The sequence below is a fragment of the Umezawaea sp. genome, from assembly GCF_057122925.1.
Genome location: NZ_DBNGPQ010000137.1, coordinates 19,601 through 30,763, shown reverse-complemented (window position 1 = coordinate 30,763; position 11,163 = coordinate 19,601). Strand labels below are relative to the sequence as shown.

The 11,163-nt window shown below is 72.3% G+C and carries 12 protein-coding genes and 1 rRNA gene; 11 read left to right on the top strand and 2 right to left on the bottom strand.

Annotation, left to right across the window (positions count from 1 at the left end; all coding sequences use genetic code 11):
- Together rrf and AC156L_RS30710 are read left to right on the top strand one after the other, a co-directional pair.
- Positions 1-70 (top strand): 5S ribosomal RNA (gene rrf, locus AC156L_RS30715); the annotation flags it as partial.
- 70 nt (positions 71-140) lie between these two features.
- Positions 141-995 (top strand): GNAT family N-acetyltransferase, encoded by an 855-nt coding sequence (locus AC156L_RS30710; protein WP_330878376.1) that lies wholly within the window; start codon positions 141-143, stop codon positions 993-995.
- A 21-nt stretch (positions 996-1,016) separates the two neighbouring features.
- Here the strand turns inward: AC156L_RS30710 and AC156L_RS30705 are convergent, their stop codons facing one another.
- Positions 1,017-1,481, bottom strand: coding sequence for an Lrp/AsnC family transcriptional regulator (locus AC156L_RS30705; RefSeq protein WP_330878375.1), 465 nt, complete (start codon positions 1,479-1,481; stop codon positions 1,017-1,019).
- Between the two features lie 80 nt (positions 1,482-1,561).
- Between AC156L_RS30705 and AC156L_RS30700 the strand changes: the two genes are divergently transcribed.
- The 6 genes from AC156L_RS30700 to AC156L_RS30675 all read left to right on the top strand — a co-directional run bounded on the left by AC156L_RS30700 (position 1,562) and on the right by AC156L_RS30675 (position 8,181).
- Positions 1,562-1,981 (top strand): rhodanese-like domain-containing protein, encoded by a 420-nt coding sequence (locus AC156L_RS30700; protein ID WP_330878374.1) that lies wholly within the window; start codon positions 1,562-1,564, stop codon positions 1,979-1,981.
- Positions 1,982-2,006: 25 nt separating this feature from the next.
- Positions 2,007-2,762, top strand: coding sequence for a type 1 glutamine amidotransferase (locus tag AC156L_RS30695; RefSeq protein ID WP_330878373.1), 756 nt, complete (start codon positions 2,007-2,009; stop codon positions 2,760-2,762).
- A 94-nt stretch (positions 2,763-2,856) separates the two neighbouring features.
- Positions 2,857-3,996, top strand: a complete 1,140-nt coding sequence (locus tag AC156L_RS30690; RefSeq protein WP_330878372.1) for an inorganic phosphate transporter — start codon at positions 2,857-2,859, stop codon at positions 3,994-3,996.
- The gene (locus tag AC156L_RS30685) at positions 3,993-4,217 is read left to right on the top strand and encodes a hypothetical protein (RefSeq protein ID WP_330878371.1); all 225 of its coding nucleotides are present in this window, start codon (positions 3,993-3,995) and stop codon (positions 4,215-4,217) included. The genes AC156L_RS30690 and AC156L_RS30685 overlap by 4 nt, the downstream gene beginning before the upstream one ends.
- Positions 4,218-4,256: 39 nt before the next feature.
- Positions 4,257-7,208: a bifunctional [glutamine synthetase] adenylyltransferase/[glutamine synthetase]-adenylyl-L-tyrosine phosphorylase gene (locus AC156L_RS30680; RefSeq protein WP_330878370.1), complete on the top strand. Its 2,952-nt coding sequence runs from the start codon at positions 4,257-4,259 to the stop codon at positions 7,206-7,208.
- Between the two features lie 43 nt (positions 7,209-7,251).
- Entirely contained in the window at positions 7,252-8,181 is a 930-nt protein-coding gene (locus AC156L_RS30675; RefSeq protein ID WP_330878369.1) for an NADP-dependent oxidoreductase, read from the top strand.
- A 53-nt stretch (positions 8,182-8,234) separates the two neighbouring features.
- On the opposite strand, the gene AC156L_RS30670 is transcribed toward AC156L_RS30675, so the two are convergent.
- Positions 8,235-8,492, bottom strand: a complete 258-nt coding sequence (locus tag AC156L_RS30670) for a hypothetical protein (protein ID WP_330878368.1) — start codon at positions 8,490-8,492, stop codon at positions 8,235-8,237.
- A gap of 250 nt (positions 8,493-8,742) precedes the next feature.
- Here AC156L_RS30670 and AC156L_RS30665 point away from each other — a divergent pair, with 250 nt between their 5' ends.
- From AC156L_RS30665 to AC156L_RS30655, 3 genes are all read left to right on the top strand, one after another.
- Positions 8,743-9,387 carry a hypothetical protein gene (locus AC156L_RS30665; RefSeq protein WP_330878367.1) on the top strand — a complete coding sequence of 215 codons (645 nt, stop codon included), beginning with the start codon at positions 8,743-8,745 and terminating at the stop codon, positions 9,385-9,387.
- A 366-nt stretch (positions 9,388-9,753) separates the two neighbouring features.
- Positions 9,754-10,086: a type VII secretion target gene (locus tag AC156L_RS30660; RefSeq protein WP_330878366.1), complete on the top strand. Its 333-nt coding sequence runs from the start codon at positions 9,754-9,756 to the stop codon at positions 10,084-10,086.
- Complete coding sequence (locus tag AC156L_RS30655) at positions 10,083-11,129, top strand: WXG100 family type VII secretion target (RefSeq protein ID WP_330878365.1); 1,047 nt, start codon at positions 10,083-10,085, stop codon at positions 11,127-11,129. Before AC156L_RS30660 ends, AC156L_RS30655 begins: the two co-directional genes overlap by 4 nt.
- The last annotated feature ends 34 nt before the right edge of the window (positions 11,130-11,163 follow it).

Sequence of the window (11,163 nt, the reverse complement as noted above, 5' to 3'; positions counted from 1 at the left end):
GGTAGTTAAGCCCTCCTGCGCCGATGGTACTGCACTGGTGACGGTGTGGGAGAGTAGGTCGCTGCGGGACAATTTTTCCCTCAGGGGGAGTTCCTTTATGGGACTCCCCCTGAGGGCTTTGTGCGTTACGGTCCGATGTCATGCCCGACTTCGTGGTGCACGACGAGCTGGCCGACTTCTGGGCCGCGACGGAGGCGTTCTACACGGCCGACCCGGTGCGGCACACGGTGGCGCTCACCGCCATCGCCCACAGGCTGGCCCGCTCGACCTCCGAGGCGCCCCCGGACACGTTGATCACCGCCCACCGCGGTTCCGACCTCGTCTGTGCCGCGTTCCGGATGCCGCCCCACCCGCTGGTCGTGAGCGCCGCACCCCTCGACCTGGTCGACGACCTCGTACGGCTCCTGCTGGAACTCGACCGTGAACCCACCGGCGTCACCGGCGACCGCCGGACGGCTGAGGCGTTCGCCGCGGCCTGGAGCGCCCGGACGGGGTGCGGCGTCACCGAGGCGATGGCGTTGCGCCTGTTCCGCCTGGACACCCTGGTCGTCCCGGACGTGCCGGGGCGGATGCGCCTCGCCACCGCGGACGACGCGGACCTCCTGGGTCGCTGGCGTCGCTCGTTCATCCAGGAGGCCATGTCCCACCTGCCCGCCGACGCCGACCACGCCGCCGAGATCCGCGCCCAGATCGACCACGGCGACGCCCACGTGCTCTGGGAGGTCGACGACGTGCCGGTCTCCTGGGCCGCCACCAGCGCACCGGTGCACGCGATGTCCCGCATCGCCCCCGTCTACACCCCGCCCGAGCACCGCGGTCACGGGTACGCCGCCGCCGTCACCGCCGCCGTCTGCGCCTGGGCCAGGAAGGCGGGCTCCACCGAGGTCCTGCTCTACACCGACCTGGCCAACCCCACGTCGAACGCCCTCTACCAGCGCGTGGGCTTCCGGCCCGTCCTGGACGCCACCGAACTCGCCTTCACCACCGAACCCTGAGCCGGTCCCGGTCGAACACCGTCACGGGTGGGGGACGCCGTTCACCGTCTCCCGCCCGACCGCCCGGTTCCGCACCGGCGACGAGAACACCAGCGACGTGGTCGTGTCGCCGTACCTCTGGGCCTGCTCGACGAACGCCTCCAGGTCGCCGGTCGACCGGCACACGACCCGCAGCACCCAGCAGTCGTCGCCGGTCACGTGGTCGGCGTCCAGCACCTGCGGCAGCACCACGATCCGCTCCCGGAACCGCGGCGTGTCCAACGACCGCACGCGCACCCGCACCACGGCCTCGACGGGCAGCCCCAGCCGTCGCACGTCCACGACCGCGCGGTACCCGACGATCACGCCGAGCTGCTCCAGCCGCCGCACCCGCTCGGTCGTGGCGGGCGCGGACAGCGACACCCGCCTGCCCAGTTCGGTGAACGTCAGCCGCCCGTCCTCCTGGAGCAGCCCGATGAGCTTCCAGTCGACCTCGTCGAGTTCCACGGGGGAATCGTAGGCAGAACCCGCTCGACGGCTGGACTTCCGCATGGGACCGGGACGCCCGACCGAGCAGGATCGTGGACGTGACGAACACGCTGCGCTTCCCGCCCGCCGACCCCGCCACCGCCGCCGCGTTCTTCGCGGCCGAACTCGCCTTCGACGCCGATCCCGAAGACGTGGTCCGCGACCTGCGGGCGGGCACGGCCGCCGGCTTCCAACTCGTCGAGACCCGTGGTGCGCAAGCGTTCGCGGACGCGCGCATCCCCACGGCGATCAACCTCCCCTACCGCGAGGTGGACGAGACGACCACGAAGGACCTGGACCGGAGCCTCGTCTACGTCTGCTACTGCGAGAGCTTCCAGTGCAACGCCGCCACCAAGGGCGCGTTGGCGCTGGCGGGGCTGGGCTTCCGGGTCAAGCGGCTCTCCGGCGGCATCACGGCGTGGCGGGCGGCGGGCTACCCCGTCGAGGGCGCCCTGAGCGGGGCCACCTGCGCCTGCTGAAGGGGTCCGACCTACGCTCGAACGCGTGACCGCACCTCGTTTGCTCGTGCTCCAACCCGACGCGTCCGACCCGCTGGGCACGCTCGAAGAATGGCTGACCGGAGCGGGCGCCGAACTGGACGTCGTCCGGCTCTACGAGCAGCCAGCCCCGGAGTCCCTCGACGGCTACCAGGGCCTGGTCTGCCTGGGCGGCCCGATGGGCGCGCTGGACGACGCCCGGTACCCGTGGCTGGCCGACGCCCGCAAGCTGCTGTCCCAGTCGGTGGCCAGGAAGGTGCCCGCCCTCGCGATCTGCCTCGGCGCGCAGCTGCTGGCAGCGGCGACCGGCGGGCAGGTGCGCCGCGGTCCGAAGGGGCCGGAGGTGGGCGTGATGCTGGTCGCGAAGCGGGACGTCTCCAGCCGCGACCCGCTGTTCGCGGACCTGCCGTGGACGCCGGACGTCATCCAGTTCCACGAGGACGAGGTGCACGTGCTGCCGCCGAGCGCCGAGCACCTCGCGGCGTCGCCCAAGTACGACAACCAGGCGTTTCGCGTCGGTCAGAGCGCGTACGGGTTGCAGTTCCACATCGAGACGACCCCCGAGATCGTCCTGGAGTGGGCGCTGCACGCACCCGACAGCGCGGCGCTCGCGAGGCCCGGCACGTTCGACGCCGAGCGCCTCGCCGAGGCCCACGCCGACGTCGCCGAGGTGTGGCAGCCGTTCACGGAGCGCTTCGTGCGCTTGACCAGCGGCGAGCTGGAGCCCGGCGGGCACACGGGCATCGAGCTGCCACTGGTGTGATGAACCTTTCTCCCTGCGTTCGCAGGGCCTGCGTTTACCGGAACGACAGGTAGCGTTCACCCACGACTGTGTCGGTTCAGCCGGGGGAATCAGAGTGGATGCCTCACTTCTAGTCATCATCGTGGTCATCACGGCGTTGGCCTTCGACTTCACCAACGGTTTTCACGACACCGCGAACGCGATGGCCACGTCCATCGCGACCGGTGCCCTCCGTCCCAGAACCGCCGTCGCGCTGTCGGCGGTGCTGAACCTGGTCGGCGCGTTCCTGTCGGTCGAGGTGGCGAAGACCATCTCGGGCGGCATCGTCGACGACACCAAGATCACCCCGGCGATCGTGTTCGGCGGCCTCATCGGCGCCATCGTGTGGAACCTGGTGACCTGGTACGCCGGTCTGCCGTCGAGTTCGTCGCACGCGCTGTTCGGCGGCCTCATCGGTGCGACCTGGGTGTCGTCGGGCGCGGACGCCGTGCACTTCGCGAAGGTCGTGGACAAGGTGCTGGTGCCCGCCATCGCGGCACCGCTGGTCGCGGGGATCGTGGCGCTGCTGGCGACGTTCCTGACCTACCGGCTGACCCGGAAGACCCGTCCGTCGGTGGCGGACAAGGGCTTCAAGGTCGGCCAGGTGGCGTCCGCGGCGCTGATGTCCGTCGCGCACGGCACGAACGACGCCCAGAAGACGATGGGCATCATCACGCTGACGCTGATCACCGCCGGGACGCTCGACCCCGGTGCCGGTCCGCCCACGTGGGTGATCCTGAGCGCGGGCATCGCCATCGCCCTGGGCACCTACCTCGGCGGCTGGCGGATCACCCAGACCCTGGGCAAGGGCCTGACCACCATCGAGGCGCCGCAGGGCTTCGCGGCGCAGACCAGCGCGGCGACCGTGATCATGGCGTCGTCGCACCTCGGCTTCGCGCTGTCCACGACGCACGTGGCGTCCGGCGGCATCATGGGTTCCGGTCTCGGCCGCCAGCGCGACGGCGTGCGGTGGGGCGTCGCCGGCCGGATGGCGATGGCGTGGCTGTTCACGCTGCCCGCCGCGGGCATCGTCGGCGCGCTCGCGGGCCTGCTCGCGGGACAGGGCACGTTCGGCGTGGTGCTGGTGGCGGTGCTCGGCCTCGCCGTCGCGGTCGGTGTCTGGCTGCTGTCCCGGCGCGAGCCGGTGCGGCCGGAGCACGTCGTGGACGAGATCGCGGCCCAGGCCGAGACGCACAAGCTGGACGTGGCGGCATGAAGGTCGACTGGATGGCGCTGGCCACGGTCTTCGCGGTCAGCATCGGGGTCGTGCTCGGGCTCGTCGTGCTGTTCTCGGTCGGCCTGCGCGGGGTGTCCGCGCGGGAGGCCGCCCGCGAACGCGGCGAGAACGGCGTGAACGGCACGATCACCGCGGGTGTCAGCTTCGCGGCCTGCACGGCCGTGGTGCTGTTCGGGCTCTACCTGATCGTGGCGGGCTGACCGCTCGTCCCCCGGTGACCCGGACTACGGTGGGAAGTGATGAGCGATCCGTCCCGCACGTCCGCTTCACCCGCCAGGTTCGGGCTGACCGGGCCGCGCAGTGAAGAACACCTCCGGGCGACGGGCTGGTGGTCGGACGGCCGTCCGGCCGACGGCGCGGAGCCGGTGCTGCTGGCGCTGTCCCGCAGCCCCGACCCCGACCTCGCGCTGCGCGGCGTCGACCGCGTCCGCGAAGCGCTCGGTGACGGCTGGGCGGAGCTGACCGGGGCGCTCCGGACCGACCAGGTGCTCCGGGCCCGGTTCCTCGCGCTGCTCGGCTCGTCCACCGCGCTGTCGGACTTCCTCGTCGCCGACGCCGGGCGGTGGCGGCTGCTCGCGGGCACCGAGTCCGTCGACGTCGAGCGGTTCACGCCGACGCTGGTCGACGCCGTCGCGGAGCTGCGCGACCAGGAGGCGATCCGCGTGCTCCGGCAGGAGTACCGGTCGCTGCTGTGCCTGGTGGCGGCCGACGACCTGGCGCACGTGGTCGACCCGGACCTGCCGTTCGTCGGCTACGACGACGTGGCCAGCCAGATCTCCGACCTCGCGGTGGCGGCGCTGCGGGCCGCGCTGGCCGTGGCGTTCGCCCAGACCCACCGCTCGGCCGAGTGCACGCTGTCGGTGATCGCGATGGGCAAGTGCGGCGCCCGCGAGCTGAACTACGTGAGCGACGTCGACGTGGTGTTCGTCGGCGAGGGCGACCTCGGCGCGGCGACCCGCGTGGCCAGCACGATGATGCAGATCGCGGGCCAGGCGTGCTTCGAGGTCGACGCCGCGCTGCGTCCCGAGGGCAAGGCGGGCGCGCTGGTCCGCACGCTCGACGGGCACACCTCGTACTACAAGCGGTGGGCGCGGACGTGGGAGTTCCAGGCGCTGCTCAAGGCCCGCCCGGTCGCCGGTGACGAGGAGCTGGGGCGGCAGTACCTGGAGGTCGTGCGGCCGATGGTGTGGACGGCGGCGGACCGCGACAACTTCGTGCCGGAAGTGCAGGCGATGCGCCGCCGCGTCGAGGAGCACGTGCCGAGCGAACTGGTGCGGCGGGAGCTGAAGCTCGGCCGCGGCGGACTGCGGGACGTGGAGTTCGCGGTGCAGCTGCTGCAACTCGTGCACGGGCGCGGTGACGAGTCGTTGCGCACCACGGCGACCACGCAGGCGCTGGCGGTGCTCGGCAAGGGCGGGTACATCGGCCGTGAGGACGCGGTGGACTTCGGCCGCTCCTACCGGTTCCTGCGGACGTTGGAGCACCGGCTCCAGCTCCAGCGGATGCTGCGGACGCACCTGTTCCCTGCGGACGACGACGTGGCCGGGCTGCGCTGGCTCGCCCGTGCCACGGGCCTGTCGGCGGAGGGGCGGCTGTCGGAGAGCCAGGTGCTGCTCGCGGAGTTCCGCAGGCACGGCAACCAGGTGCGGAGGCTGCACGAGAAGCTGTTCTACCGGCCGCTGCTGGAGGCCGTCGCGAACGTGCCGACCGAGGCGATGCGGCTGACGACGAAGGAGGCCGTCGCCCGGCTGGCCGCGCTCGGGTACGCCGCGCCTGACGGGGCGCTGCGGCACATCCAGGCGCTGACGGCGGGGATGTCGCGCCGGTCGCGCATCCAGGGTGCGCTGCTGCCGCTGCTGCTGGACCTGTTCGCCACCACGCCCGATCCGGACGGCGGGCTGCTGGCGTACCGCAAGGTGTCCGAGGCGCTGGCCGAAACCCCCTGGTACCTCAGGCTGCTGCGGGACGAGGGCGCGGTCGTGCAGCGGCTCGCGGCGCTGCTGGGCACCTCGAAGCTGGTGCCGGACCTGCTGGTGCGCGCCCCCGAGGTGCTGCCGATGCTGGCGGACACCGAAGCGCTGGTCGGGCGCGACCCGATGACGGTGGGGAACCCGCTGCGCAGCGCGGTCGCCCGGCACAACGCGCTGGAACGGGCGGTCGCCGCGGCGAGGTCGTTGCGGCGGCAGGAGTTGCTGCGCATCGCGAGCGCGGACCTGCTGGGGCTGGCGACGTTGCGGACGGTGTGCGTCTCGCTGTCCGAGGTGTGGGTCGCGGTCGTGCAGGCCGCGCTGGACGCCGCCGTGCGCGCGTCGGGTGACGTGCGGCCCGCGCGGGTCGCGGTGATCGGCATGGGCAGGCTCGGCGGCCGGGAACTGGGCTACGGGTCGGACGCCGACGTGCTGTTCGTGTGCGAGCCGGTGGAGGGCGCGGAGGACGGGGAGGCGTTGAAGTACGCCAGTTCCCTCGCCGAGACGGTGCGGCGGCTGCTCGGCTCGCCGAGCCAGGACCCGGCGCTCCAGGTGGACGCCGACCTGCGGCCCGAGGGCAGGCAGGGGCCGCTGGTGCGGACGTTCGAGTCCTACCGCGCCTACTACCGGCAGTGGGCCGAGGTGTGGGAGGCGCAGGCGCTGCTGCGCGCGCGGCCCATCGCCGGTGACGAGGGCCTCGGGGAGCGGTTCGTGGAGATGATCGACCCGATCCGCTACCCCGAGGGCGGGTTGGACGCGAAGGCCGTGCGCGAGATCCGGCGGATCAAGGCCCGCGTCGACGCGGAACGGCTGCCGCGCGGTGCCGATCCCAGCACGCACACCAAGCTCGGGCGCGGCGGGCTCGCCGACGTCGAGTGGACCGTCCAGCTGCTCCAGCTCCAGCACGCGCACGCCGTGCCGTCGCTGCGCACGCCGTCGACCATCCGCGGCATCCAGGCGGCCACGGAGGCGGGTCTGCTCGACGAGGGGGACGCCGAGGAGCTGAAGCACGCCTGGCTGATGGCGACGCGGGCGCGCAACGCGGTGATGCTGGTGAAGGGCAAGCCCGGTGACCAGCTGCCGACCACCGGCCGGGACCTGACCGCCGTCGCGGCCGTCATGGGCCACGCGCCGGGCACGGATCCGGGGGAGTTCCTCGACGAGTACCGGCGCACGACCAGGAGGGCCCGCGCCGTCGTCGAGCGCGTCTTCTACGAGTCCTAGACACTGGAGTCGATCACTGCCGGAACCGGGGTGAGGGGCTGCTGTGAAAGCGATCGCGTACGACGCGTTCGGCGATGCCGAGGTCATGACGCTGCGAGACCTGCCGGAGCCGCTGGTCGGACCGGACCGGGTGCTGGTCGAGGTCAGAGCCGCGGGCGTGAACCCGGTCGACGCCGCCGTGCGCGCCGGGCACCTCCGGGGTCTGCTGCCGCACCACTTCCCGCTGGTGCCCGGCTGGGACGTGGCGGGTGTGGTCGTGTCGACCGGGTTGGCGGTGACCGGGTTCGCGCCGGGTGACGAGGTGTTCGGCTACCAGCGCCAGGACCACGTGCGGGACGGCACGTACGCGGAGCTGGTCGCGGCCACCGAGCGCGGCCTGGCGCACAAGCCGGCGTCGCTCGGCTTCGCGGAGGCGGGCGGGCTCGCGCTGTGCGGGCTCACCGCTCTCCAGTCGCTGCGGGCCGTCGGCGTCGGGCCGGGTGACGCGGTGCTCGTGCACGCCGCCGCGGGCGGGGTCGGGCACCTCGCGGTGCAGGTCGCCAAGGCGTTGGGCGCCAGCCGCGTGATCGGCACCGCGTCGCCGCGCAACCACGACTTCGTGCGGTCGCTGGGTGCGGAGCCGGTGGCGTACGGCGACGCGCTGGTCGACAACGTGGCCGACCTGGTCGGTGGTGACGGGAAGGTCGACGTGGCGCTGGACTGCGTGGGCGGTGCCGCGCTCGGCGATTCTCCCGCTCTGGTGCGGGATCCGGCGCGGGTGGTGTCCATCGTGGACACCAACGTCGTCGGGCTCGGTGGGCGCTGGGTGTTCGCCGCCCCCGTGGCCGCCGACCTGGAGTGGCTCGCGGGGCAGGTCGACGCGGGTGCGCTGCGCGTCGAGGTGCAGCAGGTGTTCCCGCTCGCCAGGGCCGTGGAGGCGCACCGGCTGCTCGAAGGCGGCCACGTGCGCGGCAAGGTCGTGCTGGAGGTCTGAGAACGCCGGTGGGCCCGTGCTGCTCGCACGGGCCCACCGGTTCGTTCGGTCGATCAGCTCTCGGCGGGGGCCTCGTCCTCGTCCTCGTCGTCGTCGGGGTCGACGGCCGGGGCGTTGGTGTAGATCTCGATGACCCACTCCTCGACCAGCGTGTCGTCGGAGTCGTCGTCGGGCACCAGGCGGTTGTAGACGCGCACACCGAGGTCGAGCGTGTCGGCCGCGAGCACCGCCTCGACGGCCTCGGCCGCGGAGTCGACGATCTGGGTGGAGAGCAACTGCGGGGCGTGGAATTCAGCTACGTCATCAGACACCGCGCGACCCTAACCCCCGCATCGCCGCGGCGCGTGGTCAGCCCCGCGGCGTTCACCGGATGTTCCGCCGGACGGGTGTAGGACCGGTCGGTCTGCGACAGCGGGTTCGGTTTCGCTCACACAGCGTCGAATAGTGTGAACTATATCCCGGATCGCATTGACGGGAACCGTTGTTGGTGTCAAGACTGGCTCGGTTCAACACCGACAAGACATTCACGTCAGTACGGCGCGCGCCCGGACGAAGGACGTCATGGACGACGAGATCCAACACCTCAGGAAGACCAACACGGTCCTCAAGATCAGCTTGGTGATGCTCGGAGTGCTGGTGCTCCTCGGCGTCATCCAGGCGGTCACGGCGGGCACTGTCGGCGTAGGCGCGTTGAGCGTCGACCTGCGGGACACGACAGGCCAGAACCCGCCCGTGACGTCGAGCGAGTCACCGAGCGGCCAGGGTGGCCTCAACGGCGCGCTCGGCACCACCACCGCGGAGTCCTCGGAGACGCCCGCGTCGCCCAGCGCGGAGACGAAGGTGGTCGAAGGCTCGTTCAAGCAGTCCCGCGGACTGCTGACGGTCGAGGTCACGAGGGTCGAGAACCAGGGCGGACGGGTCAAGCTGCACATCACGGCGGTCAACGCCAGCACCGCGAAGATGGAGCTGCCCCTCGGTCCGTTCAAGGCCGTCGACGACACGAAGCGCGAGTACGGCGCGTCGCTGTCGACGAGCAAGTGGCCCGTGACCGTGGCCAAGGGGGCTGGCATCACCGGCACCGTCGAGCTCGACCAGAGCGTCGCCAAGGCCGCCACGAAGATAGACATCGCCTTCAACGGCATCACCGGTTCCCTCGCCCCGACGGGTGGGGCGGTTGCCGTCGCGGGCATCGAGATCCCCCGCTAGGCCGGTCCCGCGAAAGCCCCCGAACCCCGTGTTCGGGGGCTTTCGGCATTTCATGGCTAATTGGTGGTGAAAACGGAAAATTCTCGACGATCGCGACCTGGAATATATGTGATCGAGATCACTAATTAGTCGTGAACAATGGCTCGTCGACATTCGTACCCGGACCACCCGGATGAGCGTTCCACGACCCTCGCGGTGCTCGCGGTGGTGGTGCACAGCGGCTGAACGGGCCTAGCCCGCGACGCGGCGGGTGCGCCACCCTCGGACCCGGCGCAGGCCGGGAGCCGCGTCCGCCGTCCGCGCCCGCGCCGCGGGGAGGACCGGGACGAACACCGCCGTGGAGGACGTCCGAGAGGAGAACCCCCGATGAGCCAGTCGTACGAGGTCGTCACCGACGCGCTGTCGGGTCACGCGCGCACGCTGCGGGACCTGGCGGCGGAACTGGGGCAGGCGGCCGACACCGCGGCCGGGGTCGAGCTGACCGCCGACGCCTGCGGACTGATCGGTCAGCCGTTCGTCACCGCCGTCGCCGCGTTGGCCAGAGCGGGCCAGGAGGTGCTGCGCACCGACGTGGAGGCGCTGGAGTCCGCGGGCACGGCCCTGAGCGACACGGTCACCGCCTACCTCGGGCAGGAGGCCGACGAGGCGGCGCGGTTCGGGGCGATCGGCCGCGGCACCGCACCGGGGGCACAGGCATGAGCGGCGACCGGGTGGCCGCGCTGGCGGGCACCATCAGCGGCGGCGGATGGGTCGCGGGAGGACTCGGCGGGAGCGGGAGCACGGCGGCGCTGGACGCCACCGTGAGACCGGTCGACGCACTGGCCGCCGCCGGACTCGGCTTCCTCACCTCGCACGTCCAGCCGTTGCAGGACGTGTGCGACCGGATGGCGGGCAAGGCCGAGGTGGTCCGTACCTTCGCCGACACCTGGCAGCAGGTCGCGACGCGCGTCGAGGAGGTCCGGGAGCGGCTGGTCCGCTCGTCCGCGACCGACACCGCCCAGTGGGGCGGCGCCGCGGGCGACCGGTACCGGGCCCGCACGGCGGAGATCGCGTCCGCGCTCGCCCAGGTCGTGGCGCTGGCCCTGGCCGGGAGCGCCGCGACCACCGCCGTGGGCACCGCCGTCGCGGGCGGCAGGCAGCAGGCGGGCGACCTGCTCACCGACCTGGTCCAGCGGCTGATCTCCTTCGCCCTCCAGGCCATCGCCGTCGAGGGCGGGATCACCTCGACCGTGCTCGCCGAGAGCACCGGCATGATCAGCTCCTACCGCGCCCCGATCTCCGCGGTGGAGCAGCGGGTCCGCCAGACCATCACCAACGTCACGCCCCTGCTCACCGCCCTCGCCGACGCCGTGCGGGGCGCTCCCACCACCGCGTCCACGACCTCCGACGGCTCCACGTCGGTGGCGTCCGCGCAGTCGGCCGCGCAGGTGGCCGCGCCGAACCGCCCGGAGGCGTTCACCACCACCGCCGCGGCGGCCGACCCCGGCACCACCCGCGGCGTGGTCTTCGCCCAGGCCCAGGCGGGCGGCGGCGGTGGCTCGCGGCAGGGCGGCACCGTCCTGAACATCCCCGGCGGCAAGGTCCTGCGCCCCAAGCCCGGCGGCGTGTACACCGTGCCGTCGCAGACCGAGATCTACGAGAACGGCGTGCGCGTCAGGCCCGAGCCCAACCAGACCACGATCCGGCTGCGCGACGGCACGATCATCCGCCTGGTCCCCGAGGACCGGGTGCCGACGTCCTGACCACCAGGGCAACGGCCGAGGGCCCCGTGCGGAT

Coding starts and splice junctions, on each gene's coding strand:
- AC156L_RS30710 (WP_330878376.1), top strand. CDS start 141: ATGCCCGACTTCGTGGTGCACGACGAGCTGGCCGACTTCTGGGCCGCG.
- AC156L_RS30685 (WP_330878371.1), top strand. CDS start 3,993: ATGAAGGTCGACTGGATGGCGCTGGCCACGGTCTTCGCGGTCAGCATC.
- AC156L_RS30680 (WP_330878370.1), top strand. CDS start 4,257: ATGAGCGATCCGTCCCGCACGTCCGCTTCACCCGCCAGGTTCGGGCTG.
- AC156L_RS30665 (WP_330878367.1), top strand. CDS start 8,743: ATGGACGACGAGATCCAACACCTCAGGAAGACCAACACGGTCCTCAAG.
- AC156L_RS30660 (WP_330878366.1), top strand. CDS start 9,754: ATGAGCCAGTCGTACGAGGTCGTCACCGACGCGCTGTCGGGTCACGCG.
- AC156L_RS30655 (WP_330878365.1), top strand. CDS start 10,083: ATGAGCGGCGACCGGGTGGCCGCGCTGGCGGGCACCATCAGCGGCGGC.